This window comes from Proteiniborus sp. MB09-C3, from assembly GCF_030263895.1.
Taxonomy (GTDB): domain Bacteria; phylum Bacillota; class Clostridia; order Tissierellales; family Proteiniboraceae; genus Proteiniborus.
On record NZ_CP127161.1, the window covers coordinates 2,045,849 to 2,065,055 of the forward strand.

Consider the following 19,207-nt stretch of genomic DNA (forward strand, 5'->3'; position numbering starts at 1 on the left):
AAGGTGATAGTATGAGGAATACAATAAAAGTAGTAAAAAGACTTGTAAGTGAAATGGAATCATATATATATTGTAATAATTGCAATAAAGTAAATCAGCTAGCAGATGAATTACTTAAAGCAACTAATATGATAAAAGAACAATGTGCTAATACTAATAAGTATGGGAATAATTATACTAATAAAGTGACTTTTAATGAGTACCCTGGTTTTTCACTGATAAGCACATTACCTTTCTTATATAAACCTATAGAAGTAAAAAATTATTATGATGGAGATTATTTGGAAAAATTCAGTGGAAGACGGACAGATGATTTAAAAAGGGCAGGAGCTTTAGAGTTACATAATAAGTTTTGGATGTCGAATAATGTGGAAGGTGGAAATATTTTCGGCTCAGTACCTTTAGAATTGATTAGAAAGGATTCAGCTAAAACATTGCTTTCCTATGGCTGGAAAAAAGCAGATGTGTCAATTTATGAGATAGAAGAAGGAATAAGTCTTAGAGAACTAGATAGGATTTGTTCAATAAATTTTAAAAATTATATTATTGCTACGGAAATGAGAAACAGTACAAAGCTTGTATTAAACTTTGATATATAGGATTTATACAGCTGTTTTTAGTACTTACTAAGGACACTCCTAATTATTGTCCTATGGACAGAAATTAAAGTTGGAAAAGAACATGAAGTTTTTTAGAAACGCTTAGTATGACACAGTCTATGTCATACTGAGCGCAGTAAAATACTATATAAATCTATCTCTAACCTTAGACCAGAAGTTTTGGCTATGAAAGGTGAGTTTTCTTAATGTCATATCAGAAAGCTTGATTATAATCTCTACCACATTATCATATTTTAGTTGATTTCCATCTACTACAATTAGGACAGTATTCTCATCCCTGTACTCAGGGTTGATTTTTATAGCCATTCCATCAGGTATGATTGCACTATTTTGTAAAGACCTATAAGCTTTTGAGTTTATTGGACAAAGGGGAGTCAACTGTAAAGTTTTTAGTGTGGGATAAACTATACTACCTCCTGCTGAAAGATTATAGGCAGTACTTCCACTGGGAGTAGATATTATTAATCCATCTCCACTAAAGCATTCTAAGTGATCATCATCTATTGAAACATTTAGATGTATGACTTTTGATTCTATACCTTTTATAACTATTTCATTGACGCCTATAAGCTCAATACAGCTAGTTCTTGTACATACGATAGCTTCAACAAGATAAATATCTTCTATATTATATTTTCCCTTAGAATAATTCTCAACAAATTTATTGATATTCTCAGGGGTTATTTCATGGAAGAAACCTAAATGGCCTGTATTAACTCCAACAAAGGGCATATATGGGAAATTGTACTTATGAACAGCCCTTAAAAAAGCTCCATCTCCACCAATACATATACTTAACTCTGCATTATAGTCGAATTCACTTGAAATAATATAACCATATTGTTTTAATTTGTTTTCTAAAAGCTCAGAAGTTTCTTTAGAACGTATATTATCATTATGAATAATGTTTATTATTTTTTTTCCTTGCAGTCCATTTTCCAAAGTAGCTCCCTCCAAATTCAATTTGCAAAAATAGCAGGAATAGTATATGTATATTATACACTAATTGTATTAAATATAAAACGGAGGAAAAACATGAAAGAAAGCGAAAACGTAATAATATTTGATATAAAGTCATCAGGTTTGACAATAGAGGAAGTGTTAAAACAGAACTATGGAATTTCGGGAAGATTATTTAGAAGACTTCAAAAAAACCAGCAAATATATCTTAATAGTAAGATGGCAAAAAGCAATGCAACTGTGAAAAAAGGCGATAAGGTTACAATACATATGGAAGATGAAGTAGAGAATAGTATACCAGTAGATATTCCTATAGATATAATTTATGAGGATTTAGATTTTGTGATTTTGAATAAGCAACCTAATATAGTAGTTCATCCTACTAAGAGCCATCAAGATGACACTATAGCAAATGGCGTAGCCTATTATTTTAATAAAAACAATATTAATAAGAAGGTAAGGTTTATAAATAGGCTAGACATGGGAACGTCGGGAGTACTGGTTATAGCAAAAAACTCTTTTACTCATCAACAAATGTCAAAGCAAATGGAAGAGGGAACAATAGAAAAGAAATACTTAGCTATAGTTAATGGTATTGTAGAGAAAGAAGAAGAAATTATTAATTTGCCTATTGGAAAAGAAGAGAATGAGCCTATGATAAGATCTGTAATGAAAAATGGACAAGAAGCTATAACTAAATATAAAGTAATAGAAAGGCTTAAAGAAGCCACCTTACTTGAGGTAGAAATTGAAACAGGTAGAACTCATCAGATAAGGGTACATATGAAGCATATTGGGCATCCAATAATAGGTGATGAATTATATAATGAGTCAAGTGAATTAATAAACAGGCAGGCTTTACATGCTTTCGAGTTTAAATTTATACATCCTAGAACTGGAGCGGAAAAAGAAATAAACGCTTCTCTTCCAGATGATATGGAAGCATTATTATTAAAGCTTAGAGCTTAAAATACAAATTGCGATGAAGTAATTATACTCCATCGCAATTTGTATTTTTGTAATTATTTACTTTTACAGTAATACTAGCAGCCTCTACCCCAGAATCCACAGAAAATTAATACTAAAAGTATAAAGAAAAATAATAGGGTATCGCCATTGCCAAAGCAACCTTCAAAACCAGCGTTATTTCCCATTAAAAAACCCCCTTGTATAATTTGCAACCAAATCATTGGTTAGTATAATATATTAATCATCCAGTATTTTTGTTACATGGAAATAGAAAAAGGGCTTTGCTTACGGGGGCAGTGGAGATAAATAAGCAAAGCCCAATTTTTAAAATCTTATTATAATTTTTACCACAATTTCAAAAGCTAAACATCTTTTTATAACTTTTTTAAAACTTATGAAAAAAGAATTATATTTAGGGAATAATATACCTTGAGGTGATTCTATGTTAAATAGTATTAGAGAAATAAGAAGAAGAGACGATGAGGGAATATATACCCTCACTTTAGAAATACCAGAGAAAGAATTTTTTCTAGTCTATAATGATGTAGATAAACAATCAGCCAATGACTTATTAAAGCAATACCTGATTTTTAGACAAGATGATGCAAGATTGGATACTGTAGATATTAAACATGATAAGAATAATCATATAATTAATGTAGTAAGTGAACTGAATTATTTAGGTAATGACCACACAGATTATCCTTAAAAATCTTATTCCATAGGGAACGGTACTATCACCGTCAGACTGTGTGAAAATTCACATGCTATACGTTTTTGTCATTCTGAACGCAGTGAAAAATCTGTATTTGAAGCTATTAGAGACCCATTCGCTTCGCTCAGGGTGACAGTTTACACACAGTCCGCCGTTCCTCTTGGACTCTTTTACTGTTAAGCCTATTCCTTTTTCTCTTCCTTTGAATTCAAACCATTTAGCAATTCAAGCATTTTAAACATATCACCTATTTTTTCGGTTGACATATTTTCATTATTACCCAATACCGTTTTTGTAGCATTTACCATATTTTCTACTTGATTTGCTTTATTACTATTACTTTCTAGCATTGGTTTTAGGACATTTATCATGCTATTAAATTGATTTATTTTGCTTTCATCATTTCCTAATAATGGCTTCAAAATATTTGCCATATCTTCTATTTGAATAGGATTATTTGAACTAGCTTGAGCAGGTATTTCGGCCTTAGGCAGTGTATTTGATACCTTATCCATTCTATTATTCATATTACTTAAGCTTGACATCATATTAATTAAGGATTTATATCTATCGAAATTTAAAATTACATCAATAACTGGCTTTAATGTATTAACTTTTTCATCATTTGCTTCGTCCTTTATTGTTGAGAGAATTCCATTTATTCTATCCTTATTAGTTAAGTTATCAAGAGCTACAATTGGAGCATAGGATTTATTAGTAGTTATGATTTCCATGAGTCCAATGATTGTAGTTGCCTTTTCAATAAAGAAAATAATTGTATTTAATGGATCTACAACATATTCAGGTAAATAAGGCCCTACCTTTTTTATAATATCCATTTTTTCATTTAAGCTTTTAATGTCAATGGAGGCTATAAAGTCATTTCCTAAGCCAGATACAACATTTCTTTTTCTTGTAAATTCATGTGAAAAGTTATTAACTAAGAGAACCAAAGGTAAAAGAAAAATCAATTTCTGAATATGTAAATTAGATTTCTCAATAATATTTTGGTTTGAAGGGACTGCTACAATTTCGTTCAATTTCATGCCTCCCCAGATAAAATTTATAAATAGTATTTATAGCTATAATATGTAACAGGATTATTTCTGTTACAAGAAAATTATTTTAGCTTCTAGTAATATGACATGCACTTATCCACATAGATTTATATATAATTAAATGGGGAGGAATGTAAATGGTCAATGATAATAAAAATATTGAAGAATTAATTGAACAAATAAAAGATAAGATAGAACCTACAGAAGAACAGCTTGAAACAGTAAAGAAGTTTGCAGAACAGTATTCAAATAAATCAGGAAATGAAATTTTATTTGAAATCATTAAGCTAAATAAAAAACTTACGGAGGATATGAGTAAAGAAGAATTCATGTCTAAGCTCAATCAGCTAGAAGCTTTGAGACCATTACTAAATGAAGAACAAAATGAAAACCTTGATAGACTACTTAAAATTTTAAAAGCTGGTCAATAATTCTATCTAGCATATAATATCAAGTGGAAGGGTGCACCCTTCCATATTTTTTTATGTAAACTTTATTGTTTTTAAATAGACATAAAGTGGGTATTGTGCTATAATTGTTTTATATTATGTAAACTAGAAAGGGGACGAATATGAAGCTGTTAAAGAACAAAAGAAATCTAATTATACTATTTGCTATCCTAAGTATAGTAATAGTATCTGCATTTGTTTTCTTAAGCAGCAAACAGGAATTGACAGAAATATCATATATAGAATTTAACAAAAATCTAGAAAATGGGAATATACAATCTGTTAATCTAACCAATAAGGAAGAAATAACAGGAGTATTTAAAGATGGAAAATTGTTTAGAACAGATAATCCTAGGACTGAAGGATTCAAGGAAAAGCTTCTTAATTCTGGTGTTGATGTGAAGGAAACGGATGGAAATAGTACTATTGGGGATATATTGACTATGATCGTTGTATTATCAGCTTTTAGTGGTTTATTTTACCTTGTTAGTAGAAATTCAAATAAGCTAGCAGAGAAAGAAATGACTAAAATGTCTGATATAGATGGCGATGGAGAGAATTCCTCTACCATAACATTTGACGATGTGGCAGGAAATGATGAGGTAAAAGAAAGCCTAAAGGAAATGGTAGATTTTATAAGAGAACCTGAAAAATATGAAAGATATGGCGCGAGAATGCCTAGAGGGGTATTGCTTTATGGACCACCAGGAACAGGTAAGACACTGCTTGCAAAGGCATTAGCGGGAGAAGCAAGGGTTCCTTTCTTTGCAGTAACAGGCTCAGATTTTATACAAGTATATGCTGGACTTGGCGCAAGCAGGATAAGAAGTCTGTTTAAAAAGGCAAGAGCAGCGGGAAAATGTGTAATATTCATTGATGAAATTGATGCTCTTGGTAAAAAAAGAAAGGGTGGTGCATCAAACGGTTCCTCTGATGAAAGTGATAGAACACTTAATGCGTTGTTAACTGAAATGTCAGGCTTTAAAGAAAATCAAGGGATTATAGTAGTGGCGGCAACCAATAGAGTAGATACTTTAGATGAAGCCTTATTAAGACCAGGAAGATTCGATAGACAGCTTGAGGTAGGTTTACCTGATATAAATGCTAGATATAAGATATTAGAGCTTCATAGTAAAAATAAACCAATAAGCAAGCAAGTTGATTTAAGGAAGGTTGCTTATCAGACAGTTTATTTCAGTGGTGCTAAGCTAGAAAGTTTAATGAATGAATCAGCTATGTTAGCCGCTAGATATAATGATAACAGCATAAATATGGTTCATATAGACAAAGCCTTTTATACTGTAATAGCAGGGGAAGAAAAGAAGGATAGAAGCTATATATCAATTGAAGAAAAAAAAGTTACTGCTTATCATGAGGCAGGCCATGCTTTGGTTACTAAACTAACTTCTCCTTTAAACAGAGTAACTAAAATCAGCATTATTCCAAGTACAAAAGGGGCTGGAGGATTTAGTATGAATATACCCCCAGACAAACTGTATCAGTCTAAGGAAGATATATTAAATCATATTATGGTAGCATTAGCTGGTAGGGCATCTGAAGAAATAATTTTTGGAAAGGATAAAATAACTACTGGGGCATTGAATGATTTACAGAAAGCCACTGATATGCTAGTCTCAATGATAGCAAGATATGGTATGGATGACAATACAGGCTTGTTGAACTTTGAGGTTCTATTAGGAGACAATATTGGAAGCAGTGCATATGTAGTAGATAGAGCGAAAAAGTTAATTGAAGAGCTATATTCAAAGACCTTAAATCTGATTAAAGAAAATATTAGCAAGCTAGAGAATATATCTGAAAGATTATTGATAAATGAAACTATGGATGAAGATGAGCTCAATACTATTATCAATAGTGCTGCTTAGATTGTATTGATATAAGTATTTCCTTGTTCTTTCTGAGATTTCATCGAAAAAGCTTATATCGATAAGAAAAAATGATTATATTTTGTTTAAATATAGGTTATTCTAGATATAGGAAGATATTCAATTATATTTTGATTTGAAAATTTCGTGAAATATAGTATAATTAATATATAAAGAGTTTCCTGAGATGTGCGATAGTCTATGGTAATTCAACCGACATATTTTATACGGGAGTCTGTGTTCATTAGCTAATGATATGCCTGTTTAACTGGACATCAGCGGTTGACGACAAGACACCCACCTGCAGAAGTGCGGGTGTGAATTAGCTAGACAGCCGGCATCATGGGAATATAAAATCCTTAAGCAAATTGCTTAAGGATTTTATATTTTTTGATGGATTATGTTATAGAAAAAGAACATATATAGACATATATCTATAGAATATTATTATATAAACAATAAAACTAAGTGTTGACTGCGAGTAGCTGAGAAGCATATAATATGTTATATAGACTAATATCTATATAGAGGTGAATATATGAAACCTAATTACGAAGAAAATTCAAAAATCATTAAAGCCATATCAGATCCTAAAAGGCTACAGATAATTGATATATTATCTTGTGGTGAAAGATGTGCATGTGATATATTAGAGCACTTTGATTTTACCCAACCCACATTATCACATCATATGAAAATCTTACAGGAGTCTAGTTTAGTGAACATTAGAAAAGACGGATTATGGAACTACTATTCTTTAAACTTAGTGCAATGCAATAAAATACTTTTATTTTTGATGAATCTAATAACAGATACTGAAGATTGTATATGTAAAAGCAAGCCAAATTGTAAATGCTAATTTAAAAGAGGAGTGATAGTAAATGAAAAAAATGGTTATTTTTGATCCTGCTATGTGCTGTCCAACCGGAGTTTGCGGTCCATCTGTAGACCCAGAATTACTAAGGGTATCTAGGGTAATAAATAGACTGAAGAGAAACAATGTAGAGGTTGAAAGACACAATCTTACTGGCAATCCACAAATATTTATAGATAACAAGGTAATAAATGAAATATTAAATAAAGAAGGTGTAGAGATATTGCCAGTTACTATGGTGGATGGTGTCATAGTGAAAACCAAATCTTATCCAACAGACGAAGAATTCATTAAACTATTAAATATTCCAGCAGATTATCTAAAATTGACTATAAAAAGAAAGCCACGAAGGGGTTGTGGTTGTAGAGATGGATGCTGCTAAAACAAATATTACAAGAAAGAGGAATATCTATGTTTAAGGAATTTAATCTAAATGATATAAACCTAACTAAATATTTATTTTTTACAGGAAAAGGTGGAGTTGGTAAGACTTCAACAGCATGTGCTATGGCAGTTTCTCTAGCTGATAAAGGCAAGAAAATAATGCTTGTAAGTACTGATCCAGCTTCAAATCTTCAGGATGTATTTGACACGGAATTAAATAATAAGGGAATTCCTATAAAAGAAGTTCCTAATTTAGTAGTGGCAAATTTTGAACCAGAAGCAGCCGCTGCTGAATATAGGGAAAGTGTATTAGCACCGTATAGAGGGAAACTGCCAGAGGCTGTACTCAAAAACATGGAGGAGCAGCTTTCGGGCTCTTGTACAGTTGAAATAGCAGCTTTCAATGAATTTTCTAGTTTCATAACTGATAAAAAAGCAGAAGCGGAATATGATTATATAATATTTGATACTGCACCTACAGGACATACTTTGAGAATGCTTCAGCTTCCTTCAGCATGGACAAATTTTATCAATGAAAATGTCCATGGTGCATCGTGTCTAGGACAGCTATCAGGACTTGAGGATAAAAAAGAAATCTATAAAAATGCAGTGAAAAATTTAGCTGATAGAGAGAAGACTACACTTATATTAGTATCTAGACCAGAGACCTCAGCACTAAAGGAAGCAGAAAGAGCTTCTAAGGAACTACAAGATATAGGCATAAATAATCAACTATTAGTGATTAATGGAGTACTCAAGGAGCATGATGATTCACTTTCAAATGCTATTTTTGAAAAACAACAAGAAGCTCTAGAGAAAATACCAAAGTATCTTAAAGGTGTTGAAACATTTCAAATTCCACTAAGATCTTATAATGTAACGGGGCTAGAAAATGTGAGAGCTTTTCTGACAAACGGCGAAGTTAAGCAAAACTATGATGTATCAAATGTCAACAATACACCAGAATTAAAGGATGTAATTGAAGAGCTATACAATACCAATAAAAAGATTATTTTTACAATGGGAAAAGGTGGAGTAGGTAAGACTACAATAGCAGCTGCTATAGCTTTAGAATTAGCTAAAAAAGGCAAGAATGTGCATTTGACTACAACTGATCCAGCAGCTCATTTGAAATTTGTTATAGATGAAAGTCATGGTATTACAATAAGTCATATTGATGAAAAAAAGGAATTAGAAAAATATAGGAAAGAAGTATTAAATAAAGCTAGAGAGACAATGAGTGATGACGATATTGCATATATTGAAGAGGATTTAAGATCGCCTTGTACTCAAGAAATAGCAGTATTTAGAGCATTTGCAGAAATAGTGGACCATTCAGAAAATGAAACAGTAGTTATTGATACGGCTCCTACAGGGCATACTTTACTATTGCTGGATTCAACTCAAAGTTACAATAAGGAAATAGAGCGTTCCCATGGGGATATTCCAGAGTCTGCAAAAAAACTTCTACCTAAGCTAAGGAATGAAAAGGAAACAGAAGTAATCATAATTACGCTTGCTGAAGCTACCCCTGTTTATGAAGCAATGAGATTACAAGAGGATTTAAATAGAGCAGGCATTCACAGCAAATGGTGGGTTATTAATGCAAGCTTCTATTTAGCTAATACAACAAATGAGATATTAAAAGCAAAGGCAAAGAATGAAATACAATGGATAAATAAAGTAGATGAAATATCAAAAGGAAACTTTGCAGTAATTAAGTGGATTACAGAAGAAGTGAAGAATGAAAATCTAAGCAAGCTCTTAAAATAGAGCTTGCTTAGAAAAAAATGATATTAATTAAAGGATGGAACAGAAATGACGAAAGAAAAAGCACAATCGGGAATTAGCTTTTTTGAAAAATATCTTACAATATGGGTAGCTATATGCATGATAATAGGAGTATTTATAGGAGTTTATCGACCTAGTATACCAGAGTTTTTAAGCAGATTTGAATATGCAAGTGTGTCCATACCAGTGGCAATTTTAATATGGCTAATGATATATCCTATGATGCTGAAAGTAGATTTCAGTAGTATAAAAAAAGTCGGAGAAAATCCAAAGGGACTTATTATTACATGGGTTACCAATTGGTTAATTAAACCGTTTACCATGTATGCATTAGCACTATTTTTTTTCAATGTAGTATTTAAAAAAATTATTCCCTTAGAGTTAGCAAAAGACTATCTAAAAGGAGCTGTGCTTTTAGGTGCAGCACCTTGTACAGCAATGGTTTTTGTTTGGAGTCATTTAACTAAAGGCAGTCCAGCATATACCCTAGTTCAAGTTGCCACAAATGACCTTATAATTTTAGTTGGATTTGTTCCTATAGTTGCATTTTTGCTAGGTATGAGCAATATATCAATACCCTGGAAAACCTTATTTCTATCAGTTACCCTATTTGTAGTTATACCTCTAGCAGCCGGTTGGATATCGAGGGTATTAATAACGAAAAATAAAGGCTTAGAGTACTTTGAAAAGACCTTTATTCCGAAGTTTAGCAATGTTACAATAATAGGACTTCTGTTAACTTTAATAATAATATTCTCTTTCCAAGGTCAAATAATAGTTGATAATCCGCTAAACATAGTTCTCATAGCAGTGCCGTTAATAATTCAAACATTTCTTATATTTTTTATTGCATACATTTGGGCAAAGGCATGGAAATTACCTCATAGTGTAGCAGCACCCGCTGGAATGATTGGAGCCTCAAATTTCTTTGAGCTTGCCGTAGCAGTTGCCATATCACTATTTGGATTAAATTCTGGAGCTGCATTAGCAACTGTAGTAGGTGTGCTTGTTGAAGTTCCTGTAATGTTGACTCTAGTGAAAATTGCAAACAATACTAGATCTTGGTTCAGTGCAGACAAATAGATTGACAAGGAGCAAAAAAATGAAGAAGAAAGTTGCTTTTATATGCGTTCATAATTCATGCCGCTCTCAAATGGCAGAAGGATGGGCAAAAAAATTAGGCAGTGATGTACTGGAAGTATATTCAGCTGGAACAGAAAACTATCCGGAAGTAAAGCCATTAGCCATCCATGTAATGGGAGAAGCAGGAGTGGATATGAGTACACATTATCCAAAGCTATTGAAAGACATTCCAGAAGAAGTAGATTATCTTATTACAATGGGATGTAATGTAGTGTGTCCATATGTACCATGTAGTCATAGTGAAGATTGGGGCATAACAGACCCATTAGGTGGTCCAATAGAAGACTACAGGAAAACTAGAGATATCATAAAGGAAAAAGTTGAAAAATTAATTAAAAAGGTGGAAAATAGCAATAGCTAGATGATAATAAAAAATTTGAAATAACAAGCAAAATTGGACTGCTTTTATATTTATATCAGATATTGCAATATTTAGATACAAAGAACAGGCAAGAATATTGTTGTTTTTGCAAATACTATATATGCTGAATTATATAGCATACCAAAACTGAAAGGAGAGATTATATGAAATACACCAAGTTAAAAAAAGTTCTCATTAGCAGCTTGTTGTCAGGAAGTATAATGTTATCAGTAGGTACGGTAGCAGCTAATTCCAGCAATTTTGGTAATGTTAAATATTGTGCACAATATGGTATAGAATTATTACAAGATGATACGAAAGCAAATCAAGAAAATATTTTGAAGCCTAAGATGCATAAATCAGGAGAGAAATTCTCTAATGCATTAAACAGCTTAGTAGAAAAAAAGATTATTACAAAAGATAAGGCTGAAGAAATAAAATCTTATATGAAAAAGAATAAGGAAGAAAGAAAAGAAGTTCATGACAAAATTAAAAGTATGAAAGAGGAAGAAAGAAAAGAGTATTTCAAAAATAATAAAAAGGAAAGAAAAAGTGTCATTGATAAGATGATAGAGGATAGCGTTATAACAAAAGAACAAGGTATGGAACTTAGAAAAGCTATAAAGGAGTGTAAATAATAGAAGAGTCTAGAAAACACTCATTAAAAAGCTTTTGCCTTAGCTCTAATTAAACATAGAGCTAAGGTTTTTTTAATGCTCTACTAAATTTATGATAGATACTTCATCAATTTTATTTGACTGATTGAAGAAGCGAATTTTAGCTGTATTATTATCTTCATTTACTGATTCGATATAAACAGGAATACCATTGAAAGTCACATTAATCATATTTGGAGAATTAAAGATTTCTTTCGCGCGTTTATTATTCATGAAAAAAACCTCCTTGAGAATAATATGTAAATATATTATCTGCTTTAAGGCTAATATTAATTCTTTATTATGGATAGAATTAAAGGAATACTCAGGTCGTAAAGCTATCATAACAGGAGTTCTTGGTTTAGCAATTTAGGAGTTGTTTTTCCTGAATATGAAGCAAACGGAATGTCAGACTTTGTGTAAACTGTCACCCTGAGCGAAGTGAATGGGTCTCTAATAGTTTCAAATACGGATTCTTCACTGCGTTCAGAATGACAAAACTTATAGAATGTGAATTTTTACATAGTTTGGCGTGGAAGCTGAAATTGATTAACATGTCTGTGTCCTAGTCTTCTATATTTACCATAGAAGATGCTTATGAGAAAAACTAAAGAAATAGAGAAACCCAATTTGATGGATATTATTAGTGCATGATAGAATTCGTATAGGAAGGTAGACTTTATAATATTAATTCAAATAGCATAGGGAGTGGACATATGGGTGATATTATACTTTCAACAGCAGCATTTTGTCTATGGGATATTGAACCAATAGAAAAACTTAAAATAACTAAGGATTTAAAGTTTAATGATATACAGATAGCTTTAAGTACAGAGAAAATGCTGCGTAACTTTTTAGAATATCTAAATAATTCCTTGGAAATTGATTCATTTCAAAAGATTTCAATCCATGCTCCGTGGTGTGGTGTAACTTATGGAGAAAATGACAAAACTGAGCGAATACTAGAATACCTTTTAAAGGTTTCAAATATAATTAACATAGATATAATATTGTTTAGAGTTGACTGCATAAGAGATATAAATCCAATAATAAAATCAGGTTTACCTATATGTCTTGAAAATTCAAATAAAAAAGGTTGTTGGAGAAAGTTTAGGAGTATAGCTGAAAAACATGATTTCCCTTTGGCACTAAATATCAATAGAGCATTGCGAGGGGACGATTACTTAGATGACTTTATTGCTGAATATGGGTCTAGAATAGAAAGGATTTTAATTAGCGGATATGATTCTAATAATGGAAGAATGCCGCTATTATTAGCAAAACAGCTCCATTTACTAGAAAAAATAAAAGAAATTAAAGCGCCTTTAGTTTTAGATGGTCTTTTTGAACCGGGTGATAGGGAGGGTATAATTAAAGAGAGATATTTAGTTAAAGAATATATAAAGCATATTAATGATAACGAATCTCCAGATATTACAATGCGGAATGATTTATTTAGTGATGCTCTGAAAGAACCTTGGGATAACTGACTATTGATATTAATGAAAAACTAGTTTCTGATACAGCAGCAGCTCTAAATTCTTAGGAATTTCAAAGAAGCTATATTATATAGCCAATTAACAAGCAAAAAGAAAGATTTTTTGCTTGTTAATTGGCTATCTTTATAAAGATATCAAAATGATAGGTCTGCGATTTTTCATATTATGGTAAAGCAGATGTGCTTATGATAAATAGGGATTGATATAGATAATTTAGAAAAGGAGACTAATGATATTGAAATGGACAGAAGTGAGAGAAAATCGTCCTGATAAATGGGTATTGTTTGAAGCTACAGAATCATATTCAAAAGATGGGAGGTAATATATTTAGATTATATTATTTTCTCCTAGGGGTTAAATTTTGAAGATTGTAATTATTGACATATATCGGCAATAATGTTACAATATATCTAACCTGATTAGGTATCGGAGGAGATGAATTGAGTTATTCAAGCGAAATTTTGAGAGGAAATACAGAAACCATTATTTTAGCCATTCTCATGGAAAAAGATTCTTACGGTTATGAAATTATGAAAACCATCATAGAACGTGGAAAAGGATTAATAGATATAAAAGATGCCACTATCTATACTGCCTTTAAGCGTATGGAAAAGGATAAATGGATTGAAAGTTATTGGGGAAATGAAGAAAGTGGCGCAAGAAGGAAATATTATAGAATTACCTCAGAAGGTAGGGCAACATATATTCAGAAAGTCAATGAATGGAAAGAAGTAACTATAATTATGAATAATTTGATTGGGAGTGGATTATAATGGAGGAAAAATTAAGAAAATATATAAATAGAAAGTTTTTACTATATCCCAAAACAAAAGAGATCATAGAAGTCCGTGATGAGCTATATTCCATAATGATAGATAAGTATAATGATTGTTTTAAATTAGGGGTTACGCAGGAGGAGGCTTATAAGAGAGCGACTGAAATGATGATTGATTATAAGGACGCTATTAGAGAAGTGGAAAAAGGTAGCTCTCTTGGAGCTTTTAAAAAAATCCTTATTAATATAGACTCATTTACCACATTTTATTTCATTACACTAACATGCATATATTTTTTTGTAAGTGTGATTATTCTAAAATCCTTTAAGAAAACATGGTTAATAACTGTAGGTGGATCCTTTATATATTTAACATATTTTTCAATAAGCTTATACAAATACGCTAAATTATTTAATTTCAAAACACTTGGCAGATGGGGGTTAGCATTTATTTATATTAGCTTAATACCATTAGTCTATGTATTTCCATCATTATATTTATCTATAGTACATTCAAAAAATATATGGAGTCATAGTTGGCTAGTAGTTATAATTATAGTGTTTTTCTACATAATAACAGATTATATAGTAAATAGAAAGCATATATCAATTGTAGAAAGAGATATTTTGATTTTTGTTTCAGGATTTTTATTAACAACATTTTTATATTTATTTATATCAATGAAGTTTAGCATTTGGAGTATTGCTTGGATTTTATATGTGTTTTATTTATCATTGATATCAATGATATTCTACATTGGTAGAAATAAAAGAAGGGATCAAAAAGAGAGGTGTTAATTATGAGGCTTATAGATATTTGCGTTTTTGGAGATTCTATTGGAAAAGGTATAGTACTACAGCCTGAAACCAGTCGATATAAAGTAGTTAAAATAAATTTCGAGAAAATATTTGGATTAGAAGAAATAAATATTAAGAACTATTCTATGTTTGGATGCACTGTTTCAAAGGGTTTATCAAAAATTAAGAGACATGCAACTGAACTTATGAAGTATAAAAGTATTTTTTTAGAATTAGGAGGTAATGATTGTGACTTTAATTGGAATGAAATAGCAGAGAATCCAGAAAAAGAACACCTTCCTAAAACACCAATCATTGAATTTAGAAGATTATATGAGAACTTAATTGAAGAAATACGCAGCAACGGTGGTAGTCCAATAATGATTAATCTCCCTCCTCTTGATCCTAAGAGATATTTTAATTGGATTTCTAAAAACCTAAATAAAAAGGCCATATTACAATGGCTTGGGGATATTAATATGATTTATCGATGGCAAGAAATGTATAATGTAGAGGTTATGCTATTGGCAAGTAAAATGGACGTCCCAATAATCGATATACGTTCTGCATTTTTGAAAAATAATAATTATAGTGATTTCTTATGTTATGATGGTATTCATCCAAATGATGATGGGTATGAACTAATCTATAAGACTATTGGAGAGCAGTACATGTTTACTGTTGGGTATTAAAATTAACAATTATAATTATGTAAGGGGTGCTAAATGTGTCTAAATTTGTTTTAACATGTTGTTCTACAGCAGATATGCCCTATGAATATTTTCTTAAAAGGGATATACCTTTTGCTTCTTTTCATTTCAACATAGATGATAAAGAATATATCGATGATCTTGGTCAGACTATGTCTTTTGAAGAATTCTATAGTAGAATTGAAAAGGGAGCAATGCCAACTACTTCTCAGGTAAATATCGGAGAGTTTATAGATTTTTTTGAACCTTTTCTTAAGAATTCAAAAGATATTTTACATATTTCTCTTTCTACAGGTTTATCAGGTGTTTATAATTCCGCATGTATAGCGAAGGAAGAACTGTTATCTAGGTATCCAGAACGGAAAATTATAATTGTTGATTCCCTAGGTGCCTCTTCAGGTTATGGATTACTTACTGATTTAGCTGCTGATATGAGAGACGGAGGCGCAAGCATTGAAGATGTTTACGCATGGCTAGAGGAAAACAAATTAAATGTACATCATTGGTTTTTCTCTACTGATTTAACACATTATAAACGTGGTGGCCGTATATCTGCTACATCTGCAGTTATAGGGAGCTTATTAAATATATGTCCCCTACTAAACATGAGCTATGATGGGAAGTTGGTTCCTCGTGAAAAAATTCGTGGTAAAAAACATGTAATTTCAGAAATGGTGAAAAAAATGAAGATACATGCAGAGAATAGGATAGAGTATTCAGGTAAATGTTTCATATCCAATTCTGCATGCTATGATGCTGCACGTATGGTTGCTGATTTAATTGAAGATAACTTCCCTAATCTAGATGGGAAGGTAATGATTAATAGTGTAGGCACTGTAATAGGTTCACATACAGGTCCTGGTACAGTTGCACTTTTTTTCTTAGGTGATAAGAGGGTAAACTAATTTTAATAAATAATAATTTGAGAGTATATAATTAAGATATAGGTATATTATACTGACTTTTTAGTAAATATAAGGATAGGGGCGAACATAATTTGCCCTATTATTTTATTTATATAATGAGGATAAAAAATAATGTACATCATTGGTTTTTTCTACTGATTTATAACTATAAAGATTCTAAAATTATTTATGATTTAATTCAGAGTTTTCACTATACCCCGCATTTAGAAAAAGTTCAAATATATATGAAATCTAATAAGACATTGATAAAATGATACTATCAAAAATAAGAGAGTTAAGAGAATAAATGTCGGTTTAACATCATCAGATATAATAATTGACCCCGCCTGCCGTTCAGGCTATTAGAGCTTCTTTAGAGGCTCTAATTATTTTTTGGAAACAAACATATACATATGCGTGATTATATGATAAAATCATTCATATTGCTTTAATTATGGAGGTTCGTTATGAAGACTAGTTTCAAGAATAAAGATTTTTTTAAAGCTTTGATATCTATAGCTTTACCTATAACATTACAAAATTTAATAGCTTCTTCTGTGAATATGTTAGATACTCTTATGATTACCAGTTTAGGTAAAGAGAGTTTAGCTGCAGTAGGTCTTGCAAATCAGGTGTTTTTCTTTTATTCAGTGACTATATTTGGTGTAGCTACTGGTTCATCAATATTTATAGCTCAGTTCTGGGGAAAGAAAGATACCATGAATATAAAGAGAATATTAGGCATATCTCTTACTATAGCCAGTGTTTTAGGTATGATATTTACACTAGCTGCATTATTTATACCAGAACAAATAATGCGAATTTTTAGTAATGATATCAAAGTCATTAAACTAGGTGTTGATTATTTAAGAATAGTTTCTATTAGCTATATTATTACTGGCATTAGCTTTTCTTATGCAGTTGCTTCGAGGAGTACTGGTCAGGCTAAGATGCCAATGGTAGTAAGTATAGTTTCATTTTTGACTAACGCAGTATTTAACTATTTACTCATTTTTGGGAAGCTTGGTTTTCCACAGCTTGGAATCAAAGGGGCTGCTTATGGCACATTAATAGCTAGAATTGTGGAAATAGCTATTATACTGTATTTCATATATTCAAATGACGGGAATCCTTTAGCAGGAAGTATTAAAGAAATGACTGATTGGAATAATGATTTTATTAAAAAGTATTTTAAGACTGCCTATCCAGTTATTTTGAATGAAGCCCTTTGGTCGTTGGGAACTGTGTTGTACTCTGTAGCTTATGCAAAGATAGGTACTGAGGCAGCGGCAGCAGTTCAGATTTTGAATACTGTTCAAAATATTTTCATGGTAATGACTAGAGGTTTAGCTAATGCATGTACTGTAATGGTCGGAAATAAAATTGGAGCTGAAGAAGAGGAAGTAGCTATTGAATATGCTAATAGCTTTATGATTATATCTATTACATTAGGAATGTTTCTAGGCATAATGCTGTTCTTGACATCAGATGCAATTCTTATGTTTTTCAAAAATTTAACGCCAGAATTATATGCTACATCAAAGAAACTTTTAATAGTTTTAGCTGTTTTTTTCTTTATAAAGGCTTTCAATGGAACTATGGTAGTAGGAATATTAAGAGGTGGTGGAGACACGAGATTCTCTATGATTTTAGAAATGGCAGCTGTTTGGCTAGTAGGAGTACCTCTAGCTTTTCTAGGTGCACTAGTATTTAAGCTTCCAGTATATTATGTTTCAGCACTAGTATGCATGGAGGAAGTAGTTAAAGCAGCTGTTGGGATACCTAGAATAATTTCAAAAAAGTGGGTAACAAACGTGATCACAGATATGTAAGTATGATAGAATTTTTCAATTGTAAAAGTTGGAGTCTTGAATTAATTTAAAATATGATTTATACTATGCTTGTATAGACTATATATACTATTTAAAATTTGATATTTTTAATGGCAGAGTAGGTAGTTTGCGTAAAGTGTTAAAGGATGGGACGTTGCCTTTAAACGAAGGGCTGTTATTTAGTTCGCGTTAAACTACTGCGTTCGCTGACACATCTTAAATAGGCTTGCTTTCTTGATGTGGCGGTTCTGTCATATCATTTTATGAAAGGAGGCTTTTTGTATGCAAAAAATATCCACGAAAAACATTGCTTATTTTGGCCTACTAATTGCTTTGAACGTTGTTTTAACAAGAATAGGCAGCATTAGAATAGGTGGTGGAGGAGTAGAACTCGTCAGAATAGGTTTTGGCGGTTATCCAGTAATCTTTGCTGGAATAGTATTTGGACCATTAGCTGGTGGTATTGTTGGTGCAATTGGTGATATAATAGGCCATTTTATGAGTCCAATGGGACCATACATGCCACATTTTACATTCACAGCAGCATTAACTGGAATATTACCAGGATTAATACTGATGTCATTTAAGGATAAGAAATCCAAAAGTTCTTTCTGGAAGCTAATTTTAGCAATAGCAGTGGGACAAATCACTACTTCTGTAATCATGGTACCTTATTTTATGCAAACATTATTTAGCGTACCAATGGTAACTACTGTACCTGGGAGAATAATTAGTCAAGCATTCCATATACCACTATATGCGTATGTTACAAGACTCTTGGTAAATAGACTGAGTTTTGCATTTAAGGTTAATTAGAACCAA

21 protein-coding genes, 1 other RNA gene and 1 riboswitch are annotated in these 19,207 nt (G+C 31.4%); of the genes, 19 read left to right on the plus strand and 3 right to left on the minus strand.

Features of this window, described 5'->3' with window-relative positions; translation table 11 throughout:
• The first annotated feature begins 11 nt into the window (after positions 1–11).
• The gene (locus QO263_RS09775; RefSeq protein WP_285620611.1) at positions 12–599 is read left to right on the plus strand and encodes a hypothetical protein; all 588 of its coding nucleotides are present in this window, start codon (positions 12–14) and stop codon (positions 597–599) included.
• Positions 600–743: 144 nt separating this feature from the next.
• Here the strand turns inward: QO263_RS09775 and QO263_RS09780 are convergent, their stop codons facing one another.
• A complete protein-coding gene (locus QO263_RS09780; protein WP_285620614.1) occupies positions 744–1,562 on the minus strand; it encodes an NAD(+)/NADH kinase in 819 nt (272 codons plus the stop codon).
• Between the two features lie 93 nt (positions 1,563–1,655).
• On the opposite strand from QO263_RS09780, the gene QO263_RS09785 reads away from it, so the two are divergent.
• The gene (locus tag QO263_RS09785; protein ID WP_285620619.1) at positions 1,656–2,549 is read left to right on the plus strand and encodes an RluA family pseudouridine synthase; all 894 of its coding nucleotides are present in this window, start codon (positions 1,656–1,658) and stop codon (positions 2,547–2,549) included.
• A gap of 442 nt (positions 2,550–2,991) precedes the next feature.
• On the plus strand, positions 2,992–3,258 hold the full coding sequence (locus tag QO263_RS09790; protein WP_285620622.1) for a hypothetical protein: 267 nt from the start codon (positions 2,992–2,994) through the stop codon (positions 3,256–3,258).
• A 188-nt stretch (positions 3,259–3,446) separates the two neighbouring features.
• On the opposite strand, the gene QO263_RS09795 is transcribed toward QO263_RS09790, so the two are convergent.
• Positions 3,447–4,304 (minus strand): hypothetical protein, encoded by an 858-nt coding sequence (locus QO263_RS09795; protein WP_285620625.1) that lies wholly within the window; start codon positions 4,302–4,304, stop codon positions 3,447–3,449.
• A gap of 155 nt (positions 4,305–4,459) precedes the next feature.
• Between QO263_RS09795 and QO263_RS09800 the strand changes: the two genes are divergently transcribed.
• From QO263_RS09800 to QO263_RS09840, 9 genes are all read left to right on the plus strand, one after another.
• Positions 4,460–4,753 (plus strand): hypothetical protein, encoded by a 294-nt coding sequence (locus QO263_RS09800; protein ID WP_285620628.1) that lies wholly within the window; start codon positions 4,460–4,462, stop codon positions 4,751–4,753.
• A gap of 140 nt (positions 4,754–4,893) precedes the next feature.
• Positions 4,894–6,657, plus strand: a complete 1,764-nt coding sequence (locus QO263_RS09805) for an ATP-dependent metallopeptidase FtsH/Yme1/Tma family protein (RefSeq protein WP_285620631.1) — start codon at positions 4,894–4,896, stop codon at positions 6,655–6,657.
• 176 nt (positions 6,658–6,833) lie between these two features.
• Positions 6,834–7,010: non-coding RNA, 6S RNA (gene ssrS / locus QO263_RS09810), on the plus strand.
• A 185-nt stretch (positions 7,011–7,195) separates the two neighbouring features.
• On the plus strand, positions 7,196–7,516 hold the full coding sequence (locus tag QO263_RS09815) for an ArsR/SmtB family transcription factor (RefSeq protein ID WP_285620633.1): 321 nt from the start codon (positions 7,196–7,198) through the stop codon (positions 7,514–7,516).
• A gap of 22 nt (positions 7,517–7,538) precedes the next feature.
• Complete coding sequence (gene arsD / locus QO263_RS09820; RefSeq protein ID WP_285620635.1) at positions 7,539–7,913, plus strand: arsenite efflux transporter metallochaperone ArsD; 375 nt, start codon at positions 7,539–7,541, stop codon at positions 7,911–7,913.
• A 29-nt stretch (positions 7,914–7,942) separates the two neighbouring features.
• Positions 7,943–9,688, plus strand: a complete 1,746-nt coding sequence (gene arsA, locus QO263_RS09825; protein ID WP_285620637.1) for an arsenical pump-driving ATPase — start codon at positions 7,943–7,945, stop codon at positions 9,686–9,688.
• Between the two features lie 45 nt (positions 9,689–9,733).
• Positions 9,734–10,789: an ACR3 family arsenite efflux transporter gene (arsB, locus tag QO263_RS09830; RefSeq protein WP_285620639.1), complete on the plus strand. Its 1,056-nt coding sequence runs from the start codon at positions 9,734–9,736 to the stop codon at positions 10,787–10,789.
• A gap of 19 nt (positions 10,790–10,808) precedes the next feature.
• A complete protein-coding gene (locus QO263_RS09835) occupies positions 10,809–11,210 on the plus strand; it encodes an arsenate reductase ArsC (RefSeq protein ID WP_285620641.1) in 402 nt (133 codons plus the stop codon).
• Positions 11,211–11,374: 164 nt separating this feature from the next.
• Complete coding sequence (locus tag QO263_RS09840) at positions 11,375–11,848, plus strand: hypothetical protein (protein WP_285620643.1); 474 nt, start codon at positions 11,375–11,377, stop codon at positions 11,846–11,848.
• A gap of 72 nt (positions 11,849–11,920) precedes the next feature.
• Here the strand turns inward: QO263_RS09840 and QO263_RS09845 are convergent, their stop codons facing one another.
• Positions 11,921–12,100, minus strand: coding sequence for an H-type small acid-soluble spore protein (locus tag QO263_RS09845; RefSeq protein WP_285620646.1), 180 nt, complete (start codon positions 12,098–12,100; stop codon positions 11,921–11,923).
• Positions 12,101–12,582: 482 nt separating this feature from the next.
• On the opposite strand from QO263_RS09845, the gene QO263_RS09850 reads away from it, so the two are divergent.
• From QO263_RS09850 to QO263_RS09880, 7 genes are all read left to right on the plus strand, one after another.
• Positions 12,583–13,356: a hypothetical protein gene (locus tag QO263_RS09850; RefSeq protein WP_285620647.1), complete on the plus strand. Its 774-nt coding sequence runs from the start codon at positions 12,583–12,585 to the stop codon at positions 13,354–13,356.
• Positions 13,357–13,805: 449 nt separating this feature from the next.
• Positions 13,806–14,138: a PadR family transcriptional regulator gene (locus tag QO263_RS09855; RefSeq protein WP_285620650.1), complete on the plus strand. Its 333-nt coding sequence runs from the start codon at positions 13,806–13,808 to the stop codon at positions 14,136–14,138.
• A complete protein-coding gene (locus tag QO263_RS09860) occupies positions 14,138–14,938 on the plus strand; it encodes a hypothetical protein (RefSeq protein WP_285620653.1) in 801 nt (266 codons plus the stop codon). Before QO263_RS09855 ends, QO263_RS09860 begins: the two co-directional genes overlap by 1 nt.
• Before the next feature lie 2 nt (positions 14,939–14,940).
• The gene (locus tag QO263_RS09865; protein WP_285620655.1) at positions 14,941–15,630 is read left to right on the plus strand and encodes an SGNH/GDSL hydrolase family protein; all 690 of its coding nucleotides are present in this window, start codon (positions 14,941–14,943) and stop codon (positions 15,628–15,630) included.
• Between the two features lie 35 nt (positions 15,631–15,665).
• Positions 15,666–16,553 (plus strand): DegV family protein, encoded by an 888-nt coding sequence (locus tag QO263_RS09870; protein WP_285620658.1) that lies wholly within the window; start codon positions 15,666–15,668, stop codon positions 16,551–16,553.
• Positions 16,554–17,020: 467 nt separating this feature from the next.
• The gene (locus QO263_RS09875) at positions 17,021–18,385 is read left to right on the plus strand and encodes an MATE family efflux transporter (protein WP_285620660.1); all 1,365 of its coding nucleotides are present in this window, start codon (positions 17,021–17,023) and stop codon (positions 18,383–18,385) included.
• Positions 18,386–18,497: 112 nt separating this feature from the next.
• Positions 18,498–18,596, plus strand: a riboswitch (THF riboswitch).
• Positions 18,597–18,667: 71 nt separating this feature from the next.
• Entirely contained in the window at positions 18,668–19,201 is a 534-nt protein-coding gene (locus tag QO263_RS09880) for a folate family ECF transporter S component (RefSeq protein ID WP_285620663.1), read from the plus strand.
• Positions 19,202–19,207 lie beyond the last annotated feature (6 nt).

What these genes read in the sequence shown, in the direction of transcription:
- QO263_RS09775 (WP_285620611.1), top strand. Translation starts at nt 12, where the DNA reads ATGAGGAATACAATAAAAGTAGTAAAAAGACTTGTAAGTGAAATGGAA.
- QO263_RS09785 (WP_285620619.1), top strand. Translation starts at nt 1,656, where the DNA reads ATGAAAGAAAGCGAAAACGTAATAATATTTGATATAAAGTCATCAGGT.
- QO263_RS09790 (WP_285620622.1), top strand. Translation starts at nt 2,992, where the DNA reads ATGTTAAATAGTATTAGAGAAATAAGAAGAAGAGACGATGAGGGAATA.
- QO263_RS09800 (WP_285620628.1), top strand. Translation starts at nt 4,460, where the DNA reads ATGGTCAATGATAATAAAAATATTGAAGAATTAATTGAACAAATAAAA.
- QO263_RS09805 (WP_285620631.1), top strand. Translation starts at nt 4,894, where the DNA reads ATGAAGCTGTTAAAGAACAAAAGAAATCTAATTATACTATTTGCTATC.
- QO263_RS09815 (WP_285620633.1), top strand. Translation starts at nt 7,196, where the DNA reads ATGAAACCTAATTACGAAGAAAATTCAAAAATCATTAAAGCCATATCA.
- arsD (WP_285620635.1), top strand. Translation starts at nt 7,539, where the DNA reads ATGAAAAAAATGGTTATTTTTGATCCTGCTATGTGCTGTCCAACCGGA.
- arsA (WP_285620637.1), top strand. Translation starts at nt 7,943, where the DNA reads ATGTTTAAGGAATTTAATCTAAATGATATAAACCTAACTAAATATTTA.
- arsB (WP_285620639.1), top strand. Translation starts at nt 9,734, where the DNA reads ATGACGAAAGAAAAAGCACAATCGGGAATTAGCTTTTTTGAAAAATAT.
- QO263_RS09835 (WP_285620641.1), top strand. Translation starts at nt 10,809, where the DNA reads ATGAAGAAGAAAGTTGCTTTTATATGCGTTCATAATTCATGCCGCTCT.
- QO263_RS09840 (WP_285620643.1), top strand. Translation starts at nt 11,375, where the DNA reads ATGAAATACACCAAGTTAAAAAAAGTTCTCATTAGCAGCTTGTTGTCA.
- QO263_RS09845 (WP_285620646.1), bottom strand. Translation starts at nt 12,100, where the DNA reads ATGAATAATAAACGCGCGAAAGAAATCTTTAATTCTCCAAATATGATT.
- QO263_RS09850 (WP_285620647.1), top strand. Translation starts at nt 12,583, where the DNA reads ATGGGTGATATTATACTTTCAACAGCAGCATTTTGTCTATGGGATATT.
- QO263_RS09860 (WP_285620653.1), top strand. Translation starts at nt 14,138, where the DNA reads ATGGAGGAAAAATTAAGAAAATATATAAATAGAAAGTTTTTACTATAT.
- QO263_RS09865 (WP_285620655.1), top strand. Translation starts at nt 14,941, where the DNA reads ATGAGGCTTATAGATATTTGCGTTTTTGGAGATTCTATTGGAAAAGGT.
- QO263_RS09875 (WP_285620660.1), top strand. Translation starts at nt 17,021, where the DNA reads ATGAAGACTAGTTTCAAGAATAAAGATTTTTTTAAAGCTTTGATATCT.
- QO263_RS09880 (WP_285620663.1), top strand. Translation starts at nt 18,668, where the DNA reads ATGCAAAAAATATCCACGAAAAACATTGCTTATTTTGGCCTACTAATT.